Annotated in this window: 24 protein-coding genes; 13 read left to right on the forward strand and 11 right to left on the reverse strand. The window is 39.7% G+C overall.

Annotation, left to right across the window (positions count from 1 at the left end; genetic code table 11):
• Positions 1–6 precede the first annotated feature (6 nt).
• Positions 7–537, forward strand: coding sequence for an RNA methyltransferase (locus ACSVH6_RS08645; protein ID WP_438077506.1), 531 nt, complete (start codon positions 7–9; stop codon positions 535–537).
• Here the strand turns inward: ACSVH6_RS08645 and folK are convergent.
• Positions 534–1,670 (reverse strand): 2-amino-4-hydroxy-6-hydroxymethyldihydropteridine diphosphokinase, encoded by a 1,137-nt coding sequence (gene folK / locus ACSVH6_RS08650; RefSeq protein WP_438077508.1) that lies wholly within the window; start codon positions 1,668–1,670, stop codon positions 534–536. The genes ACSVH6_RS08645 and folK overlap by 4 nt on opposite strands.
• 178 nt (positions 1,671–1,848) lie before the next feature.
• Here folK and ACSVH6_RS08655 point away from each other — a divergent pair, with 178 nt between their 5' ends.
• A complete protein-coding gene (locus ACSVH6_RS08655) occupies positions 1,849–4,458 on the forward strand; it encodes an AsmA family protein (protein ID WP_438077510.1) in 2,610 nt (869 codons plus the stop codon).
• A 60-nt stretch (positions 4,459–4,518) separates the two neighbouring features.
• Here the strand turns inward: ACSVH6_RS08655 and ACSVH6_RS08660 are convergent, their stop codons facing one another.
• Complete coding sequence (locus ACSVH6_RS08660) at positions 4,519–5,313, reverse strand: DUF2797 domain-containing protein (protein ID WP_438077511.1); 795 nt, start codon at positions 5,311–5,313, stop codon at positions 4,519–4,521.
• A gap of 80 nt (positions 5,314–5,393) precedes the next feature.
• Between ACSVH6_RS08660 and ACSVH6_RS08665 the strand changes: the two genes are divergently transcribed.
• The 3 genes from ACSVH6_RS08665 to ACSVH6_RS08675 all read left to right on the forward strand — a co-directional run bounded on the left by ACSVH6_RS08665 (position 5,394) and on the right by ACSVH6_RS08675 (position 9,362).
• The gene (locus tag ACSVH6_RS08665; protein WP_438077513.1) at positions 5,394–6,932 is read left to right on the forward strand and encodes a GH3 auxin-responsive promoter family protein; all 1,539 of its coding nucleotides are present in this window, start codon (positions 5,394–5,396) and stop codon (positions 6,930–6,932) included.
• On the forward strand, positions 6,929–7,072 hold the full coding sequence (locus ACSVH6_RS08670; protein ID WP_438077515.1) for a lipoprotein: 144 nt from the start codon (positions 6,929–6,931) through the stop codon (positions 7,070–7,072). The genes ACSVH6_RS08665 and ACSVH6_RS08670 overlap by 4 nt, the downstream gene beginning before the upstream one ends.
• A gap of 73 nt (positions 7,073–7,145) precedes the next feature.
• A complete protein-coding gene (locus ACSVH6_RS08675; protein WP_438077517.1) occupies positions 7,146–9,362 on the forward strand; it encodes a TonB-dependent receptor domain-containing protein in 2,217 nt (738 codons plus the stop codon).
• 324 nt (positions 9,363–9,686) lie between these two features.
• On the opposite strand, the gene clpX is transcribed toward ACSVH6_RS08675, so the two are convergent.
• The 6 genes from clpX to ACSVH6_RS08705 all read right to left on the reverse strand — a co-directional run bounded on the left by clpX (position 9,687) and on the right by ACSVH6_RS08705 (position 15,053).
• Entirely contained in the window at positions 9,687–10,916 is a 1,230-nt protein-coding gene (gene clpX / locus ACSVH6_RS08680; protein WP_438077519.1) for an ATP-dependent Clp protease ATP-binding subunit ClpX, read from the reverse strand.
• Positions 10,917–11,000: 84 nt separating this feature from the next.
• On the reverse strand, positions 11,001–11,657 hold the full coding sequence (clpP, locus tag ACSVH6_RS08685; protein WP_438077521.1) for an ATP-dependent Clp endopeptidase proteolytic subunit ClpP: 657 nt from the start codon (positions 11,655–11,657) through the stop codon (positions 11,001–11,003).
• A 152-nt stretch (positions 11,658–11,809) separates the two neighbouring features.
• Positions 11,810–13,138 carry a trigger factor gene (gene tig / locus ACSVH6_RS08690; RefSeq protein WP_438077523.1) on the reverse strand — a complete coding sequence of 443 codons (1,329 nt, stop codon included), beginning with the start codon at positions 13,136–13,138 and terminating at the stop codon, positions 11,810–11,812.
• 91 nt (positions 13,139–13,229) lie between these two features.
• Positions 13,230–13,574: a phage holin family protein gene (locus ACSVH6_RS08695; RefSeq protein ID WP_438077525.1), complete on the reverse strand. Its 345-nt coding sequence runs from the start codon at positions 13,572–13,574 to the stop codon at positions 13,230–13,232.
• Between the two features lie 4 nt (positions 13,575–13,578).
• Positions 13,579–14,340: an alpha/beta fold hydrolase gene (locus tag ACSVH6_RS08700; RefSeq protein WP_438077527.1), complete on the reverse strand. Its 762-nt coding sequence runs from the start codon at positions 14,338–14,340 to the stop codon at positions 13,579–13,581.
• Positions 14,340–15,053, reverse strand: coding sequence for a pyridoxine 5'-phosphate synthase (locus ACSVH6_RS08705; RefSeq protein ID WP_438077529.1), 714 nt, complete (start codon positions 15,051–15,053; stop codon positions 14,340–14,342). The genes ACSVH6_RS08700 and ACSVH6_RS08705 overlap by 1 nt, the downstream gene beginning before the upstream one ends.
• Before the next feature lie 112 nt (positions 15,054–15,165).
• Between ACSVH6_RS08705 and ACSVH6_RS08710 the strand changes: the two genes are divergently transcribed.
• The 8 genes from ACSVH6_RS08710 (at position 15,166) to murI (ending at position 23,402) form a co-directional block, all read left to right on the forward strand.
• Complete coding sequence (locus ACSVH6_RS08710; protein WP_438077531.1) at positions 15,166–15,825, forward strand: CBS domain-containing protein; 660 nt, start codon at positions 15,166–15,168, stop codon at positions 15,823–15,825.
• Between the two features lie 2 nt (positions 15,826–15,827).
• Positions 15,828–16,709, forward strand: a complete 882-nt coding sequence (locus tag ACSVH6_RS08715; RefSeq protein WP_438077533.1) for an NAD kinase — start codon at positions 15,828–15,830, stop codon at positions 16,707–16,709.
• Positions 16,710–16,874: 165 nt separating this feature from the next.
• Positions 16,875–17,561, forward strand: coding sequence for a DUF6089 family protein (locus tag ACSVH6_RS08720; RefSeq protein WP_438077535.1), 687 nt, complete (start codon positions 16,875–16,877; stop codon positions 17,559–17,561).
• 3 nt (positions 17,562–17,564) lie between these two features.
• Positions 17,565–18,305, forward strand: coding sequence for an isoprenyl transferase (locus tag ACSVH6_RS08725; protein ID WP_438077537.1), 741 nt, complete (start codon positions 17,565–17,567; stop codon positions 18,303–18,305).
• Complete coding sequence (locus tag ACSVH6_RS08730; RefSeq protein WP_438077539.1) at positions 18,238–21,000, forward strand: BamA/OMP85 family outer membrane protein; 2,763 nt, start codon at positions 18,238–18,240, stop codon at positions 20,998–21,000. The genes ACSVH6_RS08725 and ACSVH6_RS08730 overlap by 68 nt, the downstream gene beginning before the upstream one ends.
• 35 nt (positions 21,001–21,035) lie before the next feature.
• Positions 21,036–22,025, forward strand: a complete 990-nt coding sequence (locus ACSVH6_RS08735; protein WP_438077541.1) for an OmpH family outer membrane protein — start codon at positions 21,036–21,038, stop codon at positions 22,023–22,025.
• Positions 22,026–22,056: 31 nt separating this feature from the next.
• Positions 22,057–22,557, forward strand: coding sequence for an OmpH family outer membrane protein (locus ACSVH6_RS08740; protein ID WP_438077544.1), 501 nt, complete (start codon positions 22,057–22,059; stop codon positions 22,555–22,557).
• Between the two features lie 65 nt (positions 22,558–22,622).
• Positions 22,623–23,402, forward strand: coding sequence for a glutamate racemase (gene murI / locus ACSVH6_RS08745; RefSeq protein ID WP_438077546.1), 780 nt, complete (start codon positions 22,623–22,625; stop codon positions 23,400–23,402).
• A 95-nt stretch (positions 23,403–23,497) separates the two neighbouring features.
• Here murI and ACSVH6_RS08750 read toward each other — a convergent pair whose 3' ends face one another.
• From ACSVH6_RS08750 to ACSVH6_RS08760, 3 genes are all read right to left on the reverse strand, one after another.
• Positions 23,498–24,016, reverse strand: a complete 519-nt coding sequence (locus ACSVH6_RS08750) for a gamma carbonic anhydrase family protein (protein WP_438077547.1) — start codon at positions 24,014–24,016, stop codon at positions 23,498–23,500.
• A 41-nt stretch (positions 24,017–24,057) separates the two neighbouring features.
• Positions 24,058–25,056 (reverse strand): PorP/SprF family type IX secretion system membrane protein, encoded by a 999-nt coding sequence (locus ACSVH6_RS08755; protein ID WP_438077549.1) that lies wholly within the window; start codon positions 25,054–25,056, stop codon positions 24,058–24,060.
• Positions 25,057–25,061: 5 nt separating this feature from the next.
• The coding region (locus tag ACSVH6_RS08760) for a T9SS type B sorting domain-containing protein (protein ID WP_438077551.1) at positions 25,062–25,259 on the reverse strand (198 nt) is incomplete at its 5' end.

Below are 25,259 nucleotides of genomic sequence, written 5' to 3' on the forward strand. Positions count from 1 at the left end.
AAAAAAATGCGAAAGCTCGAAAACAAAGAACTGGAAAGAAAATCTGTTGCCGATTTCAAAGAAGCCGACAAAACCCCTATCATTATTATTCTGGACGACATACGAAGTCTGCACAACATAGGTTCGGTATTTCGAACAGCCGATGCTTTTTTGATTGAAAAAATTTACTTGTGTGGGATAACGGCCGTACCGCCACATAAGGAAATCCACAAAACGGCTTTGGGTGCTACCGAAACCGTTGCCTGGGAGCACCAACAAGATGTGCTCAGTGTGATTGAAAAACTAAAAATCGAACAGGTTGCCGTTTTCGCTGTTGAACAAGTCGAAAACGCAGTTTTTCTTCAGGACTTTAAAGTTGACAGCGATAAGAAATACGCCTTGGTTTTCGGAAACGAAGTATATGGCGTTTCTCAAAAAGCAGTGGCTTTGTGTGATGGTGCTATCGAAATCCCGCAATTGGGCACCAAACATTCATTAAACATTTCGGTAAGCGCAGGAATTGTAGTTTGGGACTTATTTCAAAAAATGAAATACTAATTTGAGATTTTGGCTCTGATTTCTTCCAAAACAAAAATGTAGTCATCCTGCTGATTTAAGAAATCCCGGTTTGTTACATCAATGATTAGCACGTTCAAATCTTTTTGAGATTTGATGTAATCCAAATAGCCGCTGTTGATTCTCTCCAGATAATCTGCCGGTATTTCCTGTTCGTAACTTCTGCCTCTGTCCTTGATGTTTTTCAGAAGACGCTCCGTACTTTGATATAAATAAATATACAAATCGGGTTTCGGCATTTCTTTATAGATGATATCAAACATTGTTTTGTACAGGCGATATTCATCTTCGGCTAAAGTAACCTTCGCAAAAATCAAAGATTTGAAGATGTGATAATCGGCAACAATAAAGTCTTTAAACAAGTCAAACTGTGCCAAATCATCTGAAATCTGTTGGTAACGATCAGCCAAAAAAGACATCTCTAACGGAAACGCATACCGCGCTTGGTCTTCGTAAAATTTCGGCAAAAACGGATTGTCAGCAAAACGCTCCAATACGGCTTTGGCATTAAAATCTTCTGCTAACTTATTGGTCAGGGTAGTTTTACCGGCACCGATATTCCCTTCAATTGCAATGTAATTGAAGTTTTCCAATCTGATTTTAGCAATTGGAATTTCCAGGTTTTGAACCACTTTGCAATTGCTTTTATCTTCTGAAAGCACCAATAATTCATGTAAATATTTCTGCAAAATAGGATGACGCCAATCCAAATTCAAATCGCGCATCGGCAACAGCACAAACAATCGGTTTTGCATTTCGGGATGAGGCACCTGCAACTTTTCCGAAGCAATAATTTCTTCATCAAAGGCAACAACGTCGATATCTATAACTCTGGCCTGATATCCTTCAATCGCATCGCGTACTCTGCCTAAAGCCTCTTCAAGCAACAGTACTTCTTCTAAAATCTGATGAGCTGATTTGTGGGTATTCATCACCACGGCACAGTTGTAAAAATTTTCACTTTCAAAACCCCAGGACGGCGTTTCATAAAGCTTGGAAACTTTAATAATCGTCCCGATTTCATTATGCAAACGGTCAATACAATTGACAATATTTTCAAGTCGATTGCCTTGGTTGGTGCCTAACGATAAAATAACCTGATGCTGCTTTTTCATGGAAGCACAAATTAACTAAAACTATTTTAGAATAAAAGCAAAAACCGATAGACTGTTAATAACATTTTCTCAACAATTCTGAGAGAACAAAATCATAAAACTTCTATAAATTATAACCGCTTTATAACCAAAAGGCATTATTTTTGTTTAGCTAAAGCGTAACTAAATCGATCATATCATGTTAAAGAAAATCCTGAAAATTGTTGGAGTTGTTTTATTATTATTAGTCCTCTCGGCTTTTGCCATTCCGTATTTCTTTAAAGATCAAATCAAAGCCAAAATCGTAGCGGCCATCAATGAAAAAGTGGATGCTAAAGTGGGTTTTGCCGATGCTGATTTAAGTCTGTTCCGCAACTTTCCTAACGCCAGCGTAAAAGTGGAAAAGCTTTCCATCATCAACAAAGCGCCATTTGCCGGGGATACTTTGGTGGCTTTTGACGAACTGAATCTGAAAATGTCAATCAAAGAACTATTCAAAGGCGACAACGAACCCATGAATATTGACGGGATTGATTCTAAAAACGGTTTGATTAATATCATCTTCAACAAAGACGGCGTAGGGAATTTTGACATTGCCTTAAAAGACGAAAGTAAAGAAGACACCGGCAAAAGCAAGCCGCTTTCCTTAAAAATAAAAGGGTATTCCGTTGAAAACTTTAAGTTCAAGTACTACGATGAACGCTCAAAAATAAAATTAGTAATGGATAGCATCAATCACCAGGGAACCGGTGACTTTGCTGCTTCCAAACTCGACTTGGTTACCAAAACCACAACCAAAGTTTCCCTCGATATGGACAAGGTAAACTACATGAACCACGTGGCGATTTCACTGGATGCCATTTTGGGAATTGACTTAGACCAAAGCAAATACACCTTCAAAGAAAACAAAGCTAAAATCAACGAATTGCCTTTAGAATTTGACGGTTTCATCCAATTGGTGGATGCCGGACAGCAATATGATTTGACCTTTAAAACACCTACCTCTTCCTTTAAGAACTTTTTGGGACTGATTCCTGCCAAATATTCAAGCAATTTAAAAGATGTAAAAACCAGCGGCGATTTTACGGTGGGAGGTTTTGCCAAAGGGTTGTATTCCGATACTTCGGTGCCGAAATTCAACATCGAAATCGCATCAAACAATGCGTCATTCCAATATCCGAACTTACCCAAGTCCGTACAAAAAATTGTAATCGATACTAAAATCATCAACGAAACCGGTGTGATGAACGACACCTATGTCAACTTAGACAAACTCTCGTTCCAAATTGACCAGGATGTTTTCAATGCCAAAGCCAATATTAAAAATGTAGCGGAAAATGCTCTGGTAAACGCAGCCTTGAAAGGAACGATTAACTTAGGCAATCTTTCCAAAGCATATCCTGTTAAATTAGACAAACCCTTATCCGGTATTTTAAACGCTGATGTCACTACCGAATTCGATATGCAATCTGTAGAAAAAAGTGACTATGCCCGCATCAAAAACGCCGGAACCATCGACCTGACCGGTTTCAATTATACAGATGAAAACGGCAAAACGATGAAAATCAGCAGGGCTCTTGTTTCTTTTGACCCAAGTCGCGTAAACCTGAAACAGTTTAATGCTACTACCGGCAAAAGTGATTTGGCGGTAAACGGTGTATTGGAAAACTTCTATGGCTTTGTATTTAAAAACCAGGAATTGAAAGGAAACTTCAACCTGAATTCCAACCAATTGGCGGTAAACGACTTTATGACAACCGGAGAAGCCCCGAAAAAGGAAGCTGCTAAGAAAAGTGAGCCGATGAAAATCCCTGCGTTCCTTAACTGCACCTTAACAGCAAAAGCCAACACGGTGTTGTACGATAATTTAGTACTGAAAAACGTAGCCGGTAAAATCATTGTTAAAGATCAGAAAGCCACGCTGGAAAATGGTAAAACAGACCTCTTCGGTGGAGCCATAACATTTAACGGTGACATTTCGACCAAAGAAAAAACACCAAAGTTCAACATGAATCTGGGGCTGAACAAAGTTGATATTGCGCAAACGTTCACCCAATTGGAGATGATGAAAAAAATTGCGCCTATTGCGGGAGTTATAAACGGAAAATTAAACTCCACCATTAAACTCTCCGGGAATCTGAATGCAACCGAAATGACTCCGGACCTGAACAGTCTGTCCGGTGATTTATTAGGGCAATTACTTTCAACTACGGTTAACTCCAGTAATTCGGCTATGCTGACGGCTTTGGACGACAAATTGAGTTTTGTGGATTTGAAGAAACTTAACCTCAACGATGTAAAGGCGGCCCTAACATTCAAAGACGGGAAAGTGAATTTAAAACCGGTTGATTTGAAATACCAGGACATCAAAGTCAGCTTAGGCGGAACACATGGTTTTGATCAAAGCATGAATTACAACGTAAAACTGGATGTGCCGGCAAAATACCTGGGAACCGAAGCCAATAATTTAATCGCCAAATTATCCCCTACTGATGCTAAAAAGCTGGATAACATCCCGATAAACGCCATACTTACCGGGAATTTCAAAAACCCGAAAGTCACTACCGATGTAAAACAAGCCACTACTACACTGATGGCCAATTTGGTAAAACAGCAAAAGGAAAACCTGACCAACAAAGGGAAAGATGCCTTGAAGGATATTATCAGCAACAGTACCAAATCAAAATCGGATACTACCAAAACCGATGTGAAGACAGATGTGAAAACCAAAGCCACCGATTTGATAAACGGACTGTTCAAGAAAAAGAAAAAAGAAGAGCCCGCCCCCACACCGACAACCACCAAATAAAAAAGACACGAGCGAAGCGAACTGACGAAGTAAACCCTTTCACAAAGAAAGGGTTTTTTATTACAGAGATATTTTCACGACATAGCCTTCAAATGTTCTGACATTAAATACCGTTCCGTCTTCAAACATCAGGTATTGTCCTTTCACACCGGTCAGTTTTCCGGTAAAGTCGGGAGACTTATCCAAATTCAAACTGTTTACCTTGCCCGGATACTGCAACACCGGATAGTGCAGCTCATACAAATCCTCCTTGGTAGTGTAAAAGAACTCCTGAACTTCTGTTGGAATCAGTTTTTCCAGCTTTAAGCGTTCTGCCAACAAGTCTACTTTAGGAACTTCATTTTTGAGCATTTTTTGCCAATTGGTTTTATCGGCATAATGATTTTTAAGAGCCACTTCCGTAATTCCGGCCAAATACCGATTGGGCACTTCTACAATCGGAACCGCTTGAACGGCCCCTTGGTCAATCCATCTTGTCGGCACTTGTGTTTTACGGGTCACTCCCACTTTCACTTCGCTGGACAAGGCCAAGTACACCACATGCGGTTGCAGTTGTACTTTTTTCTCATATTCTAAATCCCGGTCTTCAATATCAAGATGTGCCGTGCTCAACTCGGGTTTCATAATCCAATCACCGGCTGCCGCACTGCTCATAAAACAATCGTAACAAAACCCCTGACGGAAAATCTTTTTCTTTTTGCCGCAATTGAGACATTGGTATCCCGTAAAATTAATCTCCAATGTTTTATCCAACAACTGATTTAAACTCAAAAAACTATTTTCAAAGACCAGATAATACTGAATCGGATTGGAAAACTCCGTTTGCATTTTGGTGAGTACGCCTTCGTAAGTCATGTTTTATTTTTAAGATTATTTCCTATATTTGGTAAAGTTATCATTCCTAATTCGTAATTCATAATTCCCAATTCTAAAAAATGCCCATTCCTTTAATCAATTCTATCGCATCCTGGGTTTTGAAACAACGCATTCATCAGATTGAGTTGTTCCTGAAATACCCTCATGAAGTGCAAGAAGAGCTGGTGATGAACCTGATACGTTCTTCAGAAGAAACGGTCGTGGGTCAGAAATATGATTTTGCGAGCATCAAATCCTACGCGACTTTTGCGGAACGGGTACCTGTTTCAACCTATGAAGATTTGGAACCGATGATTGAACTGACCCGTAAGGGAGCTCAAAATGTCTTTTGGAACACGCCGATTAAATGGTTTGCCAAGTCGAGCGGAACAACGAATGCCAAAAGCAAGTTTATCCCCGTAAGCAATGAGGCCCTGGAAGACTGCCACTACAAAGGGAGTAAGGATTTGCTGTGCATGTACCTGAACAACAACGAAAATTCCGAAATGTTTTTGGGCAAGAGTTTGCGTCTGGGCGGCAGCTCTCAGATTTACGAGAACAACAACACCTATTTTGGGGATTTATCAGCGATACTTATAGAAAATATGCCCATCTGGGCTGAATTCAGCAGTACTCCCAGCAGCAAAATTTCGTTGATGAGCGAATGGGAAAGCAAACTCACCGCCATCATTAACGAAACCAAAAATGAAAACGTGACCAGCTTTGCCGGAGTGCCATCATGGATGCTGGTGTTGTTGAATCGCATCATGTCCGAAACCGGAAAGGAGAACTTATTTGATTTGTGGCCCAACCTGGAAGTCTATTTTCACGGCGGGGTAAGCTTTGAACCCTACCGCGAACAATACCAAAAGATTTTGCCTTCAAACCAATTCAAATACTACGAAATCTACAACGCTTCTGAAGGATTCTTTGCCATACAAGATTTGAATTATTCCAACGATTTATTGTTGATGCTCGATTATGGCATCTTCTACGAATTCATCCCCATGGACACCTTTGGCACACCGGAACAAAAGGTAATTCGACTGGCTGATGTGGAATTGTTTAAAAACTATGCCGTAGTCATTACGACCAATGCCGGACTGTGGCGTTACCTTATTGGCGATACGGTACGGTTTACATCATTAGCGCCTTACCGCATCCGGGTATCGGGCAGAACGAAACACCACATCAACGTGTTTGGTGAGGAACTGATGGTGGAAAACACCGACACGGCTTTAGCCAAAGCCTGTTCAGCACTCAACTGCGAGGTCAAAGACTACACCGTGGCTCCCGTATTTATGAAAGGCAAAGAAAAAGGAGCCCATGAATGGATGATTGAATTCAAAAAACAACCTGAGGACATGGCTGTCTTCCGCAAAGCGCTGGACGAAAACCTCCAATCAGTCAACTCCGATTACGAAGCCAAACGGTACAACAACATGACCTTAAATCCCCTCGTCCTCAATGTGGCCAGGGAAAATCTTTTTTACGATTGGCTCAAAGAAAACGACAAACTGGGCGGTCAGCACAAAATACCAAGGCTTTCCAATGAACGCGATTATTTGGAACAACTGAAGCAGATGCAACTTGGCACAACACAAAATAATCCGTCATGAGAAAACCGTTTTATGTTGCACTCTTCTTGATTTTCTTAACCTCCTGCGCTTCACATCCCGGTAGGGTATGCGGCGGTCCCGGAGGGAAACGTTGTGTTGACACCGCAAAACCATCCGTAAGTCAAACAAAAGCAACTTAATTTTTATAGTGATGTAACATTTCTGTTGATCGATGGTCTTATTGAGCAATCATCAATCAATCATCAATTAATAATGAAATCACTAAGTATTGCTTTGTGCTTACTCATTACGAGTTTTTCGTTTGCACAACAGACTCCTTCAGAAACGAAGGAAAGCACCCCATCAGAAACCAATCTGCCACAGGAAAAAGCCCAGGAACTTAAAGAAGTGACCATTTACGGCAACAAAAAACAGTACCTCAAAGTAGAGTCAGACAAAACCACCATCAGCGTGCGCGACAATGCCATGCTCAACAGCGGCAGCAGTCTGGAAGCGGTAAAGAAAATCCCCGGAGTCATCACCTCTCCTACCGGAAGCATCACCCTCAACAGTAAAGGGGTAACCATTTACATTGATGGTGCGCCAAGTACTCTCAGCGGAACTGATTTGCAAAATTACCTGTCGACCCTACCGGCAAATGCCATTGAAAAAGTAGAGCTGATTTACAATCCCGGCGCGGCGTATGATGCCAATGCCAGCGGCTCTATCATCAACATCGTCACCAGCACCAAAAGAAAGAAAGGCATCAATGCCAGTTTCAACATCAACTACAATTTTAACAAATACCAAAAGCCGAGCCCGCAGTTTTTGCTTAATGGAAAAGTAAAAGACGTGAGTTGGCAAACCATGATTGGATACAATTATATTGACGGGGAGGAGAAAACAGCCAACGACCAGACCTTTACCTCATTTAACCCGGCTGAACATTTACTGCAAAAAAACCTGTCGCTGACCACCTACCGCAACTTTTATTGGCGTACCGGTTTCAATTACAAAATCAACGAAAAATCAAACCTGTTGCTCAACTACAACCTCAACATGGCCAATGAACGCTTTGTGAATGAGTCAAGCACCCTGGGAAGCAGCATTGATTACACCAACAACAGTGTGGCCAAAAACAAAAACAACAATCACGAACTGAGCCTGCAGTACAAAACCAAACTGGACACTCTGGGCCGCAGCCTGGACATTACGGCCTACACCAACTTTTATGACAAAAACCCCATTACCAAATCAGCGGGACAAAACAACGGCGACGCCACCTATTACAACGGGAAAGTCGATTTTAATCTGACCAATTACTATTTGAAATACGACTTCTCCGTACCGTTCAAACCCTTGGACTTTACCTTGAATACGGGTGGTAAATTCAACACCATCAAAGTAACGGATACCGGAACCTACAACCTGAACACCGCTACCAATTCGGTTACTGATTTTGATTATAAAGAAACCAATCTGGCCTTTTATGTGGAAGCGCGTAAAAAAATCAAGAAGTTCAATTTCACCGCGGGTATTCGCTTTGAAGATTATAAAGTAGACCGTACCGCCTTTCAAGACAATGACCGTACGGATGTGAACTTTAAGAACACCAACTTTTTTCCGAGTGTGAGCGCCTTGTACGAGTTCAATGAAAACATGAACCTCTCGGCTTCCTATTCCAAAAAGATACAGCAGGCCAATTACAATTCCTTAGACCCGAATAACTTTGCCAACTTTGACCAATACAACACCTCTAAAGGAAACCCGTTTTTGGACCCAACGTATTTTGACAACTTCGAATTGAAACTGACCGCCTTTCAGTTTGTGAGTTTGGGCGGTAATTATACCATTGCCAAAGACAACAACCGTTTTGTTTTCAGTGCCGAACCGGGCGAATTGGTAAGCCATCAAACCTTCCAACAGTTTGACAAAATCAACACCCTGAGTTTCTTTGCCTCGTTTCCGGTGCCGTTGGATTACTTCTTGAAAAGCAAAGAGGAATTCCAGAAGCGCATGAACAATATGGATACGATGAATTACATTTTCTTTACTGTAAATTATATCAAATCCACCACCGAAGGAAACTCCTTTTCGTTTGCCACCAAACCGATTGTAAATTACGCCGCTCAAGCACAGTTCATTTTGCCTTGGGGAATCAAGAACAGCATGTCCTATTTCATTTTACCTAAAGGCACTTGGGAAATCTACCAAATCACCAAACCGATTCAGCAGTTTGACATTTCGTTCAACAAGGATTTCCTGAACAAAAACCTGAAAATCGGCTTGCATTGCTTCGATGTGTTCAACAGCAATGAAGTGAATGCCCTGGTTTCTTCCACCAATTTGGAAACCAAATTCTATCAGAAACAAGACTCACGAACCTTCCGGGTTTCGTTAACGTATAACTTTGGCAATTTAGGGTTGAAAAAAGACAACACCGACATCAATATTGAGAAGAACAACTCAGGTGGCGGTTTCCTGAAATAAAAAGGTTATAATTAGTGCAACCAAAATCCCTCAGCAGAGGGATTTTTTTTATGACTGCAGGACAGTATTTCCGAATGGTCTTGACGGTAAAAACAATTGTGACGGAGGAATAATTCAAAAGATATATATGTTTTAGGCAAAAGATATATATGTTTCAGACAAAAGATATATATGTTTCAGGCAAAAGATATATATGTTTTAAGCAAAAGATGTACATCTTTTGCAAAAGCATTCAGGAAGATTTTGAATTAGGTGACTGATCATTGAAAAAAAAGGAGCGTATCTGTTGAATACGCTCCCTTTTGCAGTTGATTTTATATTTCCTTAAGACGCAATTTCCAAGCGTTTCAGTAAATTTTTATTGAGTGCATCTTTGGTATAATCCACATCGATGTGCAGTTCTTTTTCATCTGAGCTTGGCAAATCATACATAGCATCGGTCAGTATGGCTTCGCAAAGAGAACGCAATCCGCGGGCGCCCAATTTATATTCCAACGCTTTGTCTACAATATAATCCAATGCTTCAGGAGTGATGGTAAACTTTACGTCATCCATTCCAAACAGCTTTTCGTATTGCTTGATTAAAGCATTTTTAGGCTCGGTCAGAATGGCACGAAGGGTCGCTTTGTCCAACGGATCCATATGGGTCAACACCGGCAAACGTCCTATAATTTCGGGAATCAAACCAAAATCTTTGATGTCTTTCGGAATGATGTATTGCAACAAATTGTCTTTGTCAATTCCCTCCGTATTTTTGGACGTGCTGTAACCCACTGCCTGACGGTTCAAGCGTTTGGAAATGATTCTTTCGATACCGTCAAACGCCCCTCCGGCGATGAAGAGAATATCTTTGGTATTGACTTCAACAAACTTTTGGTCGGGGTGTTTTCTGCCTCCTTTAGGCGGTACATTCACCATGGTTCCCTCCAGTAATTTGAGCAAAGCCTGTTGTACGCCTTCCCCCGAAACGTCTCGGGTGATGGAAGGATTATCGCTTTTTCGGGCAATTTTATCAATCTCGTCTATGAATACAATTCCTCTTTCGGCTTTCGGCACATCATAATCGGCCGCTTGCAAAAGACGGGTCAAAATACTCTCTACGTCTTCACCCACATAACCGGCTTCGGTTAAAACGGTAGCGTCCACTATGGCCAACGGCACGTCTAACATGCGCGCAATCGTTTTGGCGACCAGGGTTTTCCCCGTACCCGTTTGCCCCACCATGATGATGTTGGACTTTTCAATCTCTACATCTTCTTCATGCTGCAACTGCATCAATCGCTTGTAGTGATTGTACACTGCCACCGACATGACTTTTTTGGTTTGGTCCTGCCCAATCACATATTGGTCAAGAAATGCCCGGATTTCTTTGGGTTTTTTCAACACCAAATCTGCCGATTGTTTTACTGCATTTCCTTTTAACTCCTCCATCACGATGCCGTGTGCCTGCTCAATGCATCGGTCACACACATGTGCATTAATACCGGCAATCAACAGATTGGTTTCCGGCTTTTTTCTCCCACAAAAGGAACATTCTAAAACTTGTTTTGCCATATTTTCGTTTAGTATTCAGTGTTCAGCTTTTAGTGTTCAGTTAATTACTGACTACTGGAAACTGAACACTGACCACTTTTTTAATTATCTTCTTAACACTTCATCAATCATCCCGTATTCCTTCGCCTCATCAGCAATCATCCAGTAATCGCGTTCTGAATCTTTGTGCACTTTTTCGAAAGCTTGTCCGGAATGGTGCGAAATGATTTGGTACAATTCGTCTTTCAGTTTCAACATTTCTTTCAAGTTGATTTCCATATCGGTAGCTACTCCTTGAGCACCTCCTGAAGGCTGGTGAATCATCACTCTGGAATGTGGTAAAGCCGAACGTTTTCCGGCAGCACCGGCACACAACAATACGGCACCCATCGAAGCCGCCATACCGGTACAGATAGTAGCTACATCGGGACGGATGTACTGCATGGTATCATAAATTCCCAATCCGGCATACACACTTCCTCCCGGAGAGTTAATGTAGATTTGGATGTCTTTAGAAGCGTCAACACTTTCCAGGAACAGCAATTGCGCCTGAATGATGTTGGCCATATAATCGTCAACACCGGTTCCCATGAAGATGATTCTGTCCATCATCAAACGGGAGAACACATCAAGTTGCGAAATGTTTAATTGACGTTCTTCAATAATATAAGGAGTCATGCTGCCTACGATTTTATCGTAGTACAGACTGTTTACACCGTGTTTTTTGGTTGCAAACTTTTTAAATTCTTTTCCGTAGTCCATTGTACTAGTTATAAGTTATGAGTTATGTATTGATTTGTGTTTGATTTAAGTCAAAGTTCGTGCCTGTTTTTTATTCCTGACATACTGACAAAAAAACAAAAAAGCGCCAAAATCGTTTTGACTTTGACGCTCAAATATACTAAAATATATTATTAAATCTCACCGTACATGGCTTTGATGAAATCGTCATACGAAACTTCTTTTGACTTTGCTTTTACCTTATCTTTAAAGAGGTTCAGCATTTTTTCATTCATTACCTGTTCAGACAAACGACGTACTTCGTCTTGGTTTGACATTACACGGGCTACGATTCCCTGAACATCTTCGTCAGAAGGATCCATTTGACCGAATTGTGCCATTTGTTTTTTAATGATTTCGGTAGTGTAAGCTTTCAAATCATCGAAAGTGATTTGCAACCCGTTTTCCGTAATAATCTTTCCTTCGATTAATTGGTAACGCAAACCGTTTTCTGATTTGGCGTACTCCGCTTCCGCTTCTTCAGCCGTTAATGGGTTTTCCCCTGCTGACTGAATCCATTTTTTAAGGAACTCGGCCGGTAAATCAAACTTCGTATTGGCAATTAAGAACTCGGTCACATCATTTAAGAATTTTTGATCGGCTTGTTGTGCAAATTGTTTCTCCGCATCTTCTTTGATTTTGGCTTTCAATTCATCAACTGACGTGATTACTTTTGGCCCGAATAATTTATCGAACAATTCCTGATCTAAAGTAGCCGGTTCGTGCGTAGTTACTTCATCAATGGTGAACGTTACTTCGATATCCAAACCGTGAACATCATCGTGCCCTACAGCTAAGAAATCCATTAATTTGTGATCGTCATCAAACAATCCTTTGGTTTTCAAGGTTACTACATCACCCACTTTTTTACCAATAAAGGCTTTAGCGGTTTTCTTGTCTTTGAACACATCCAAAGATAACGTCGTTCTGTTGTTGATGCCTTTTTCTTCGTTGGCAAAAACACCCGAAACGTCGTTTCCTTCTTCTACTGTATCTTTGGCAATCAGTTTCCCGTATTGTTTTTGGATACGAGCCACCTGATCGTTCAACATTTTATCATCGGCAACAATGGTGTAGTGTACCAAGTTGTTTTTAGCCGTTAAGTCAACTGAAAACTCAGGAGCTAAGCCTAATTCGAATTCAAATTTATAATCTTCTACATCCCAGTTGAAATCTTCGGTTACTTTAGGTAACGGGTTTCCAAGGATATCTAATTTTTCTTCTACTAAATAGTTGTTCAAGTTATCCTGCAACAATTTGTTTACTTCATCCAACAATACGGCTTTACCATATTGCTTTTGGATTAAACTCATCGGCACCGCTCCTTTTCTGAAACCCGGTATAGCAGCATTTTTTCTGTAATCTGCTAATGTTTTTTGTACTTTTTCTGCGTAATCCGATTTTGATACTTCTACAGTAACTACAGCATTTAACGCGTCTACGTTATTTCTTGTGATGTTCATTTCTTGTGTTTTTTACATACTAAAATTGGGTTGCAAAATTATAACATTTCTACAACCCAACCAAGTTTTTATTTTATTGATTTTGAAAGTATTATTTCGACTCGCCCGTAATTTGATATACCAATGATTGCGAAAGCGATAAGATGATACTGAAGAGCATCGCCGTCCAAAACGAATTGACACTGAATCCGTCAATAAAATAGTCGCAAAGCTCAATAATAACCGCATTGATAACCAGCAAAAACAACCCTAACGTAAAGAAGGTTACCGGCATGGTAAACAATACCAAAATAGGTTTCACAAAAAGATTGAGCAATCCCAATACTATAGCTACGGTTAAAGCCGTGGTAAATTCGTCAACAATAACCCCTTTCATCAGATAGGAAATGGCCATGACCAACAAAGCGGTGATGAATATTCGAATGAGTAGTTTCATATTTTTAGTTTAAAAATTTTATAGTTTCTTCAAAAAAAGCTTTCGGGTTTTCGGCATGCAACCAATGCCCAACATTCGGTATGGTAGCCAAAGTAAAATTAGGAAACTGTTTTTGAATTGCAGGCACATCGGCATCTAAAATATACTTGGAGTTCCCACCGCGAATAAACAGAGTGGGTTTATCAAAATGATTTTCCTCAGGCAGCACTTCGCCTATTCCTTCTATCTTTTGGTTAAAAACAGGCAAATTAAACCGAAAGGCCAATTGCCCGGGCTCCACCCAATAGAGGTTTTTCATTAAAAACTGTCGGGTACCAAAATCGGGAATGTACGGATAAAGTGTTTCCTCTACTTCGCTTCGGCTTGGTTTGACGGAGAAGTCCACGGCATTCAAGCCTGCCAGTATGTCCTGATGGTGGGGCGCATAATACTTGGGTCCTATGTCGGCCACAACAAGTTTTTCCACCAGTTCCGGATGGGTGGTGGCCAACAGCATCGCCACTTTGCCTCCCATGGAGTGTCCTATAACGGAAACATTCTTTAGATTATAGTGTTGACAATACTCCAGCACGTCCTGCATCATCACGGTGTAATTGAAATCTTCGGAATGAAAACTTTTGCCGTGATTGCGCAAATCGAGCAAATGCACCTGATACCCCTGGGCGGCGTAAAGCGAACTGAAGGACTTCCAGTTGTCGGACATCCCGAGAAATCCGTGAATAATTAAGAGTGGCTTCCCTTCGCCTTCGATTCTGGAGAATATCATTATTTTAATCTTTGTAAATACATATTCACTACATTATCCAAACCAAGATACAAAGCTTCTGAAATCAACGCATGTCCTATGGAAACTTCGAGTAATCCGGGGATATTTTCTTTGAAAAACTTAATGTTGTCCAAGCTCAAATCGTGTCCGGCATTGATGCCTAGTCCCAATTCATTGGCCAAAACGGCAGCTTTCACATAGGGTTCAATTCCGGCTTTGTTGCCCAATCCGTATTGGTGCGCAAATGCTTCCGTGTACAGCTCTATTCGGTCAGTTCCTGTTTTTTTTGCGCCTTCCACCATGTCCAAAACCGGGTCGACAAAAATAGACGTTCGAATGCCATTTCTTTTGAACTCTGCAATAACATCAATTAAATAATCCTGAAACTTCACGGTATCCCAACCCGCAGAAGAGGTTATGGCCCCTATGGCATCGGGTACTAGGGTAACTTGCGTCGGTTTGCATTCCAAAACCAAATCGATAAAATTGTGTTGCGGATTGCCTTCGATGTTGAACTCGGTATAGACTATGGATTTCAAATCGCGGGCATCCTGATAACGAATATGCCGTTCATCGGGTCTGGGATGGATGGTAATTCCTTGCGCCCCGAAACGCTGAATGTCCTTGGCTACCTGCAACAAATCAGGCACATTTCCGCCTCTGGCATTTCGCAAAGTGGCAATTTTATTGATATTTACGCTTAATTTTGTCATGAGATTTCGGATTCAAATTGCTTTTTGAAAATTTGATTACAAAAATACAAAGTTAAGCAAGTCTGCATGTCCCAAAATTTGATTATTTTGCAGTCGCTAATGAAAAGAACATATGAGACAACTTTCAGAATACATCAACAACGATTTTAAACCCTTTTCAAGCACAGAATCTGTAGCGGATGTTCAGGATTTTTTTGCGGACAACACCTACTCTCATTTTCCGGTTATGGATAATGGTGTGTATTTGGGATGCATTTCGGCTGTTGATGTTGAAACCTTTGAAACACACAAAACCCTTACCGATTATCGTTATGCCTTAGAAGGTTTTTTTGTGCGAGCCGATATGATTTGGCTGGATGTATTAGAGGTTTTTGCCCGAAACAATGCCAATATGGTTCCGATTTTGGACAAAAACAACAGTTATATCGGGTACTACGAAATTACGGATGTGATCAAGTTTTTAAACGAAACCCCCTTCCTGAAAGAGACCGGCGGTATCATCATCGTTGAAAAACCAACAGCAGATTATTCCATGAGTCAGATTACACAAATTGTGGAAAGCAACAACGGAAAATTACTGGGCGTTTTTGTTTCGGAAGCCAATGCTGAAAAGGTTCAGGTGACTATTAAAATCACCTTAGGAGGCATGAATGAAATCATACAAACATTCCGTCGCTACAACTATGAGATTATTTCGGAGCACGATGAAGACAATTACCTGAACAATCTGAAAGAGCGTTCGGAGTATTTGGACAAATACTTAAACATGTAATTATGAAAGTAGCTATCTTCGGGCAATATTACCAAAACGATACCCGTCCCATCATCAAAGATATTTTTGTTTTTTTCAACAGAAACCAGGTTGAGTTGGTTATTGAGGAAAAGTTTTTAGCCATATTACACGAAGAAAAAATAATCGAAAAAGAATACAAAACCTTTGCCTCGCATGCCGATTTAGACAAAAGCTTTGACATTCTCATCAGTATAGGCGGTGACGGAACGATTCTGCGCGCCACTTCTTTTGTGCGCGATTCAGGTATCCCTGTCTTGGGAGTCAATGCCGGAAGACTTGGTTTTTTGGCCAAAGTACAAAAGGAAAAAATCGAATCTTTTCTTCAAATCGTACTGGAAAAAAAATATACGATTTCCGAAAGAACCCTTCTCAACGTGTCCCATTCGCCGAATGACACCAAAATTGACATCAGCTTTGCTATGAATGAGGTATCTGTGAGTAGAAAAGACACCACTTCAATGATTACGATAGACACCTATCTTAACGGAGAGTATCTGAATTCCTATTGGGCTGACGGATTAATTATTTCAACACCTACCGGTTCGACCGGTTATTCGCTGAGTTGCGGCGGACCAATATTAACTCCCGACGTTAAAGCTTTGGTTGTTACTCCTATTGCTCCTCACAATCTCACCGCCCGACCCTTGGTGATTCCCGACGACACGGAAATTGTTCTTAAAGTATCCGGAAGAGACGAACAGTACTTAGTCGCCTTAGATTCCCGAATCACCCCCATTAGTAACAATACAGAGCTTACCATTCGAAAAACACCGTTTAAAATCAACATGGTGGAGATTCCGGAAGAAACCTTTTTAAAGACGCTTCGCAACAAATTACTTTGGGGAGAAGACAAGCGAAACTAGAAAAATTTCACCCCTCTTTATACTACATTTCAAAAAATTGCGTTTTAGAATATAATTCGTAATAACTACAGTAATTATCAGCACTTTATTTTATTTAACAGAAATCCAAATTTCATGGTAAATAAGTACTGAGAATTATTATATTTGCACGCTATTTTCAATTTGATGAAAAAGATTTTAGTATTATTTTTTTGTTTGCTTTTCCAGAATTTTTTGAGTGCTCAAATCAATGAACTCGGAGTATTCTTGGGAGGGAGTAACTACATAGGCGATGTGGGTAAAACCAATTTTGTATCGCCTAACGAACCGGCCTTCGGAATTTTATACAAATGGAATAAAAGCCCGAGGCATTCCTATAGGTTTTCCTATACACAATCAACCATTTCAGGAAATGATTTGGATTCTGAAGTTCCGGGAAGGTATCTGAGAGGTTATAAATTCAAAAATAATATTAAAGAATTTTCAGCAGGGCTGGAGTTTGATTTTTTCGACTTCAACCTGCACAATGTATTGAGAAGAAAAATAACGCCTTATGTGTACACCGGGCTTTCTTATTTTGCTTATGACGAATTATTTGTTGTCAACGGTGAAACGAAGACCGACTACACGGCAAGCGCCTTTGCCATCCCGATGACGGTAGGCATCAAAGGAAATATTTTTACAAAGTTTATTGTTGGGTTTGAAGTGGGCACCCGTTATACTTTTACAGATAATTTAGACGGTAGTGCACCTAAAAACAGCAATTTGCAAACTTTGAAATTTGGTAATTTAAACAGCAAAGACTGGTATGTTTTCACCGGGTTTACCTTAACGTACACCTTTACAGAAAAGCCGTGTTTTTGTGCCGATTAAACAATGAGTTTACTTAATACTATAAACAAAGACAATTTACCCAAACACCTGGCCATCATCATGGATGGCAACGGTCGTTGGGCAAAACAGAAAGGTTTATTGAGAGCTTTCGGTCACGAAAACGGAACAAAATCAGTTCGAAGTACCGTCGAGACCTGTGCCAAACTGGGGATAGAATATTTGACGCTCTATGCCTTTTCCACCGAAAACTGGAATCGCCCTAAGTTAGAAGTAGACACGCTGATGAAGTTGCTGATTTCTTCTTTAAAAAGCGAGTTGGAAACCCTTCAAAAAAACAACATTCGATTAAACTGTATCGGCAACATTGACTTGCTTCCAGGCAAAGCCAAAAAAGAGCTTTTGGCAGTAATGGATAAAACCAAAAACAATCGTCACATGACCCTGACGCTGGCGTTAAGCTACGGCTCCAGAGAGGAATTGTTAAATGCCGTTAAAATTATAAGTGATAAAGTTAAAAATAATATAATTTCGATAGACTCCCTTGATGAATCAATTATTAATCAGCATCTTTACACGCACAATTTACCCGATGTAGATTTGGTAATTAGAACCAGTGGTGAGCACCGCATCAGTAATTTTTTGCTTTGGCAGATTGCCTACGCTGAATTTTATTTTACCGAAGTGCTGTGGCCCGATTTTAAAGAAGAAGATTTATATGAAGCCATCATTAGCTATCAAAAAAGAGAACGAAGATTTGGAAAGACAAGTGAACAAATTAAATAGAATTTCAGTGCCGATTAAAACCCTAAAAATAGTTCTGTTTGTTTTACTCTTCGGAACTGTTTCTCAATTAAAAGCCCAGGACAGAATCCCATTTGATCAAGGAAAAAAATACATTTTAGCCGGAGTTAATGTAAATGGAAAAATAAGCTACAACCAACAAACCGTTGTCACTTTCGCCGGAATGGAAAAAGGACAGGAGATTACGGTGCCGGGAGAGGAAATCAGTAATGCTATCAAAAAATTGGGGAAGTTGGGGTTATTCAGTGATATTGATTTTTACATCAATAAAGCTGTAGGCGACAGTATTTGGCTGGACTTAGATATCGCTGAAATTCCAAAACTTAGTGAAGTTAAATTTCAAGGGGTAAAAAAATCAAAAGTGGACGGCTTGATCAAAGACAATTCTTTGACCAAAGGTAAAATTGTAAACGAAAACCTCATTACAACCACCAAAAATTACATCGAAAACAAATACAAAAAAGACGGGTATTTCAACACCAAAGTTTTCATCAAAACGATTCCCGACACTACGGAAGGCAATCAGGTAAAGATGTTGGTAAACATTGACAAGGGAGACAAACTGAAAATTTCCCGAATCACTTTTGACGGAAACGAAAAATTCTCAGATAAAAAGCTGAGGGGTGCCATGAAAAACACCAAGCAAATCAATCCGATTCGCATTTTCAAAGCTTCGAAATTCATCAAAGACAAATACAAAGAAGACTTAACATCTGTCGTTGAAAAATACAAAGAAAAAGGATACCGTGATGCGCGTATTCTTAGTGATTCGGTGTATTTGAACGCCAAAAAAACCAAACTGGCGATCAATATCAAAGTAGAAGAAGGCCATAAATATTACTTCGGAAACATCAAGTTTTTAGGAAACTCTGTTTATTCTGACCAGTTGTTATCCCGGGTATTAGGCATCAAAAAAGGTGACGTTTACAATGGTGTATTGTTGGAAAAAAGAATTGCCGACAAATCAAAACCGGATGCCGACGACATCACCAACATGTATCAAAACAACGGTTATTTGTTTTCCAACATCAATGCCGTAGAAGTAAAAACAGCCAACGACACTATTGATTTTGAAATCAGAGTTACCGAAGGTCCTATTGCTTATTTCAACAACATTACCGTGGTAGGAAATGACAAAACCAATGACCGCGTTATTTACCGTGAGCTTAGAACGCAACCGGGACAAAAATACAGCAAAGAAGATTTGGTAAGAACGATACGTGAAATTGGCCAGTTAGGATTCTTTGATCCGGAGGCCATCGAACCGAAATTCAAAAATGTTGATCCTGCAGCCGGTACAGTAGATATTGAATACCATGTGGTAGAAAAAGGATCAAGCCAAATTGAACTACAGGGTGGTTATGGCGGCGGTGGATTCATCGGAACGCTGGGATTGTCATTCAACAATTTCTCTGCGCGAAACATGTTTAAAAAAGAAGCTTATAAGCCACTTCCGATGGGAGACGGGCAAAAAGTAGCGCTTCGTTTACAGGCAAGTTCATATTTCCAAACTTATAGTTTGTCTTTTTCTGAACCATGGCTCGGCGGTAAAAAACCAATTAACTTCTCTTCTTCCATTTCACACAGTAAACAGTTCCTCTACTCCGGAAGTGCCAGCAGTGTCGATCGAAGCAAAAGTTTTAACATTACTTCCCTATCTGTAGGTATTGCCAAAAGATTGACCATTCCGGATGATTACTTTGTATTCTCCAGTTCGGTATCCTTCCAGTATTACGATTTGCACAATTACAACACGGGTCTTTTCACCTTTGGTAACGGAGCTTCAAGAAATTTAGCCTTTACTCTTGGACTAAGCCGAAACAATAAAGGGATAAATCCTATTTTCCCGATTTACGGTTCAGAATTCAGCGTCTCGGCCAAATTCACTTTACCTTACTCCTTATTCAACGGGAAAGATTACGGTAACTTAGAAAATTTAAAAGAATACAAACAAACGTTTACCGCGTCTGATAATCCTACGACAGACTTTGACATCAATGGAACTAAATTAAACCAGGGCGACTTTATCACCACAGGTACAAATGCCAATGGAGTAACGGGCATTATAAAAGTGGACGATTATAAAGATGCCGCAGTGAACCAATCAAAAGTGGATCAGGAAAAATTCAAATGGTTGGAATACTATAAAATCAAATTCAAAGCCGATTGGTATACCCGCTTGGCCGGATCACAATCAAAAGCTTTGGTATTGCGTACACTAGCTGAATTTGGCTACTTAGGAGCGTACAATAGCGGAAGAGGATTGGTTCCTTTTGAAAGATTCTATTTGGGAGGTGACGGATTAGCCAATTTCTCTCTGGATGGTAGAGAAGTAATCCAATTGCGAGGGTATCCAAATCAGTCTTTATCTTCAAGTGACGGAGGTACAGTGTACAACAAATTTTCAATGGAATTGCGTTATCCGTTAACGTTAAAAGCAGCCGCTTCAATTTATGCACTGACTTTTGTAGAAGCCGGATCCTCATACAACACTTTTAAAGAGTACAATCCTTTTGTTTTACAACGTTCAGCCGGATTTGGTATCAGAATTTTTATGCCTGCATTTGGATTACTGGGAATTGACTTCGCACACGGGTTTGATGCAGTACCGAACAATTCAGGGATCACCACACCAAATGGTTGGGAGACACATTTTATAATTGGTCAACAATTTTAATTATATTTGATACCATATTTATAAATCATAATCGTATGAAAAAATATTTTGCAATATCAATTCTTCTTTTAGCGCTTGGTTTTAAAGCAACGGCACAATCCAGAGGTATCAAAATTGGCTACATTGACATGGAGTACATTCTGCAAAACGTACCTGATTATGCTGATGCAAAAAATCAATTAGAGCAAAAAGCTCAAAAATGGAAACAAGATATTGAAGCCAAAAAAGTAGACATTGCAAAATTAAAAGACGCCTTAAAAACAGAAAGAGCTTTGCTAACCAAAGAATTAATTGAGGAGCGCGAAGAAGAAATTAAATTTCAGGAAGATGAATTGTTGGATTTTCAACAAAAAAAATTCGGTCCTGACGGGGATTTGATTACTCAAAAAGCGGTTTTGGTAAAACCTATACAAGACCAAGTGTTTACAGCGGTTCAGGATTTAGCCGAATTAAAAAAGTTTGATTTTGTTTTCGATAAATCTTCCGATTTAACCATGTTGTTTGCTGCCAAACGATACGACATCAGTGACCAAGTAATCCGTGTGATTACCCGTGCCGAAAGAAGAGAGCAATTGACTAAAAAACAATTAAAAGAGCAAGAGAAAAAAGAAGCTTTGGAGGATATGGAGAGTGATAACCCGGCGCTTGATGCCCGTAAAAAAATTCTCGAAGACCGTAAAAAAGCCCGTGAACAGGCCATTGCCGATAAAAAAGCAGCTGCAGAAGCTAAAAAGGCAGAGCAAGATGCAAAAAGAAAAGAATTGCTTGAAGCAAAGAATGCTAAAAAAAGTGGCACGGTTCCTGCTGATAGTAAATCAACCGGTGACAATACAACTAGTAATTCGAAAAAAGCAACCGATTCAACTGCAACCGGAGAAGCTAAAGAAGACAAAGCTGCGGCCAGAACTAAAGCCTTAGAAGATCGCAAAAAGGCCTTGGAAGAAAAAAGAAAAAAAGCACTCGAAGACCGAGAAGCTGCAAAAAAAGCGAAAGAAGATAAAAAAGCAGGAACAAAAACAGAATAAAACAACAAATAATAATTAATACTTTTAAACAATGAAAAGATTGAAATCATTACTAATAGCTACTGTATTGTTTTTAGGAACATGTCACACCATCAATGCTCAAGCTAAAACTGCACATGTAGATGTAAATGAGTTAATTTCTAAAATGCCAGCGATGTTGGATGCTCAAAAACAATTGGAAAAATTAAGCGCTACTTATGATGCCGAATACAAAACGATGGCAGAAGAGTACCAAAATAAAATTAAAAAATACGATCAGGAAGCGTCTACCGTAACCGATGCTGTTAATCAAACACGTCAAACAGAAGTACAGGATTTAGTAAAACGCATTCAGGATTACAGAGACAATGCTCAGAAAGAATTGCAAAAGAAAGAATCTGATTTGGTAAAACCTTTAATGGATAAAATCAAGGCTTCAATTGCTAAAGTGGGTAAAGCGAAAGGATACCAATATGTTTTAAACGTTGCTGATTTATTATTGGCTGACGGTCCGGACTTAACTGCCGATGTAAAAAAAGATTTAGGATTTTAATCTTAATTAAAAATACTATCACAAACTGCTCAATAACATGAGCAGTTTTTTTTTACTTTTGTTTTATGACCAACACAAATCCCATAGGCCTATTTGATTCCGGCATTGGCGGCACTTCCATTTGGAAGGAAATTCACGGATTACTCCCCAATGAAGACACTATTTACCTGGCCGACAGTAAAAATGCTCCCTATGGACAAAAGTCAAAAGAAGAAATTATTCATCTCAGTTGTAAAAACACCGAATTCCTGCTCAATCAAAATGCCAAAATCATAGTAGTCGCATGTAACACTGCCACCACTAATGCCATAAAAGAATTACGGGCCAAATACGATGTCCCTTTCATCGGAATTGAGCCGGCTATAAAACCGGCGGCGCTTAATTCTAAAAGCCACACCATTGGTATATTGGCCACACAAGGTACCCTAAACAGTGAATTGTTCCATCAAACCGCAGAGAAATTTCACGATACTAAAATTATTGAACAAATAGGACATGGTTTGGTCCCGCTAATCGAAAATGGCGACATTAATTCGTCTGAAATGAACGAGCTGCTCCAAATGTACCTCCAACCGATGATCGCTGCGCATATCGACTATTTAGTCCTTGGCTGCAGTCATTACCCCTACCTGATTCCCCAAATCAAAAAAATTCTCCCAAAAGAAATCAAAATCATCGATTCGGGCGAAGCCGTAGCGCGTCAAACCAAAAATGTCTTGCAGGAAAAAGTGGGATTGCATCCCGGAAATCAACCCGGCAAAACGGAGTTCTATACTAATGCCGACCCAAAAGTCTTGTTCGAAATTTTAGAAAAGAAATATAGGGTAACGGTACTTGATTTTTAGGAGCCAATCGTTTGGTAATTATCCAACCATTTTCCCGTTGTCCGCGCTACACGGTAGCTACTCCCATCGGGGCTAAACCCAACTAAAGGCTTTCTTTATTCATCCGTTTTAAACCAACCGGAATACATCACATAATTATTGGAAATGCGCTCAATCTCACCGGCAAAATCCGACTGGTCAATATCTTTCACCTTCTTAGCCGGTACACCGGCATAAATAGTCCCTGATTCCACTCTGGTATTTTGTGTAACTACCGCTCCGGCCGCAATGATTGCATTGCTTTCAATCACACAATTGTCCATCACGATAGCACCCATCCCAATCAAAACATTGTCATGTACCTTACAGCCGTGTACAATTGCATTATGACCGATAGAAACATTATTACCTATCTCAGTTGGATGTTTTTGGTAAGTACAATGAATAATGGCGCCATCCTGTATATTGACTTTGTTGCCAATTTTAATATAATGCACATCACCACGTAACACTGCATTAAACCAAACACTACACGAATCACCAAGGGTAACATCACCTACTATGGTTGCGTTTTCTGCCACAAAGCAATCTTCAGGTATTTGCGGACTTTTTCCGTTTACAGCTTTCAGTATCATATAAAAAAAGTCCCGATATAAATCGGGACGTATATTTTGAATTAATTAATAGCAGGACAATTACAGTGGTATTTTTCCGGTTTACAGAATAAATTAATACCCAAGGTTACTTGATGAAAACCGCCTGAATCAAACTTAACCGTTCCCAATAAATGAGAATAAGTATAAGAGAACATATAATTTTTAAAGTTGATTCCAACCAAAGGTGTTACATATTGTAAGTTCTGATCCGCTACCGAATTTCCCTCAACAAACTGAGCTCCGTCTAAACTTCTTCTGTATGAGATTCCTCCCCATAATTTACCAAACTCTAATTCTTTGTACAATTTCAGGTTCAAATCAATATTTTTCTCTTGGGTTTGTGTAACCAATTGGAACATAAATGATGGTTCCCAAAGAATACCTTCAGGATCTCCGAAAGTATAACCCATATTCAAAATAGCTCTTCTCAAGTTTACCGGTTCTCTGTCTGAATACAATTTACGATCACTTGCTAATGCATTTTTTACAGTAAAGTGAGCATAAAAATCGAGGAAATTATAAGATGCTCCGATATCAACATTGAAATAGGAAGCTTTCTGAATCGATCCAAAAACCTGTGGATCATAAGTCGGATCATTAGTGTAAAAAGTACTTTCATCCAAATTACTCTGAATAAATCCGGCACTCATACCAAACGACAATTGATTCAAATCAACATTATCACGGGAAAACATAATATGATGCGCGTAGGTTAGCTTCATACCCGTTTGTGAGTGGTATCCATTTTTGTCATTAAAAACAATAATTCCTGCTCCCGATCTTTCACCAATGGCACCATTTAAACTCAATGTTTGCAATGCCGGCGCGTCTTCCTGTCCAAACCATTGTTGTCTTGCCGTAAGTCTTAACTTTGCACAACTGGCTGCTCCGGCCATTGAGGGATGAAGCAAATAGTAATTATCAGAAAGGTAATCCGAATAAACAGGTAACCCTTCTTGAGATTTAGAAAATTGTGCTACCAAAAGAAATACTAACAAATAAAAATTTTTGAAATTCATTTTAATTATCTTTTTAATGAGAAATGGGCTTTAAATTGTTTGGTTGTTGTTTGTTCTAAATAATCTACCGTAAACCAATAGTCGTCCGCCGGAAGGAAATGACCGTTCATGGTACCATCCCAACCCGGACTCGTCGGACTGATTTGTTTAACTAATTTTCCATAGCGGTCAAATATATAAATTTTTGCCGATTCCTGATTCAT

It is taken from the genome of Flavobacterium sp. XGLA_31 (assembly GCF_051547105.1).
In the GTDB taxonomy this organism is placed as follows: Bacteria; Bacteroidota; Bacteroidia; order Flavobacteriales; family Flavobacteriaceae; genus Flavobacterium.

What these genes read in the sequence shown, in the direction of transcription:
- ACSVH6_RS08645 (WP_438077506.1), top strand. Translation starts at nt 7, where the DNA reads ATGCGAAAGCTCGAAAACAAAGAACTGGAAAGAAAATCTGTTGCCGAT.
- folK (WP_438077508.1), bottom strand. Translation starts at nt 1,670, where the DNA reads ATGAAAAAGCAGCATCAGGTTATTTTATCGTTAGGCACCAACCAAGGC.
- ACSVH6_RS08655 (WP_438077510.1), top strand. Translation starts at nt 1,849, where the DNA reads ATGTTAAAGAAAATCCTGAAAATTGTTGGAGTTGTTTTATTATTATTA.
- ACSVH6_RS08660 (WP_438077511.1), bottom strand. Translation starts at nt 5,313, where the DNA reads ATGACTTACGAAGGCGTACTCACCAAAATGCAAACGGAGTTTTCCAAT.
- ACSVH6_RS08665 (WP_438077513.1), top strand. Translation starts at nt 5,394, where the DNA reads ATGCCCATTCCTTTAATCAATTCTATCGCATCCTGGGTTTTGAAACAA.
- ACSVH6_RS08670 (WP_438077515.1), top strand. Translation starts at nt 6,929, where the DNA reads ATGAGAAAACCGTTTTATGTTGCACTCTTCTTGATTTTCTTAACCTCC.
- ACSVH6_RS08675 (WP_438077517.1), top strand. Translation starts at nt 7,146, where the DNA reads ATGAAATCACTAAGTATTGCTTTGTGCTTACTCATTACGAGTTTTTCG.
- clpX (WP_438077519.1), bottom strand. Translation starts at nt 10,916, where the DNA reads ATGGCAAAACAAGTTTTAGAATGTTCCTTTTGTGGGAGAAAAAAGCCG.
- clpP (WP_438077521.1), bottom strand. Translation starts at nt 11,657, where the DNA reads ATGGACTACGGAAAAGAATTTAAAAAGTTTGCAACCAAAAAACACGGT.
- tig (WP_438077523.1), bottom strand. Translation starts at nt 13,138, where the DNA reads ATGAACATCACAAGAAATAACGTAGACGCGTTAAATGCTGTAGTTACT.
- ACSVH6_RS08695 (WP_438077525.1), bottom strand. Translation starts at nt 13,574, where the DNA reads ATGAAACTACTCATTCGAATATTCATCACCGCTTTGTTGGTCATGGCC.
- ACSVH6_RS08700 (WP_438077527.1), bottom strand. Translation starts at nt 14,340, where the DNA reads ATGATATTCTCCAGAATCGAAGGCGAAGGGAAGCCACTCTTAATTATT.
- ACSVH6_RS08705 (WP_438077529.1), bottom strand. Translation starts at nt 15,053, where the DNA reads ATGACAAAATTAAGCGTAAATATCAATAAAATTGCCACTTTGCGAAAT.
- ACSVH6_RS08710 (WP_438077531.1), top strand. Translation starts at nt 15,166, where the DNA reads ATGAGACAACTTTCAGAATACATCAACAACGATTTTAAACCCTTTTCA.
- ACSVH6_RS08715 (WP_438077533.1), top strand. Translation starts at nt 15,828, where the DNA reads ATGAAAGTAGCTATCTTCGGGCAATATTACCAAAACGATACCCGTCCC.
- ACSVH6_RS08720 (WP_438077535.1), top strand. Translation starts at nt 16,875, where the DNA reads ATGAAAAAGATTTTAGTATTATTTTTTTGTTTGCTTTTCCAGAATTTT.
- ACSVH6_RS08725 (WP_438077537.1), top strand. Translation starts at nt 17,565, where the DNA reads ATGAGTTTACTTAATACTATAAACAAAGACAATTTACCCAAACACCTG.
- ACSVH6_RS08730 (WP_438077539.1), top strand. Translation starts at nt 18,238, where the DNA reads ATGAAGCCATCATTAGCTATCAAAAAAGAGAACGAAGATTTGGAAAGA.
- ACSVH6_RS08735 (WP_438077541.1), top strand. Translation starts at nt 21,036, where the DNA reads ATGAAAAAATATTTTGCAATATCAATTCTTCTTTTAGCGCTTGGTTTT.
- ACSVH6_RS08740 (WP_438077544.1), top strand. Translation starts at nt 22,057, where the DNA reads ATGAAAAGATTGAAATCATTACTAATAGCTACTGTATTGTTTTTAGGA.
- murI (WP_438077546.1), top strand. Translation starts at nt 22,623, where the DNA reads ATGACCAACACAAATCCCATAGGCCTATTTGATTCCGGCATTGGCGGC.
- ACSVH6_RS08750 (WP_438077547.1), bottom strand. Translation starts at nt 24,016, where the DNA reads ATGATACTGAAAGCTGTAAACGGAAAAAGTCCGCAAATACCTGAAGAT.
- ACSVH6_RS08755 (WP_438077549.1), bottom strand. Translation starts at nt 25,056, where the DNA reads ATGAATTTCAAAAATTTTTATTTGTTAGTATTTCTTTTGGTAGCACAA.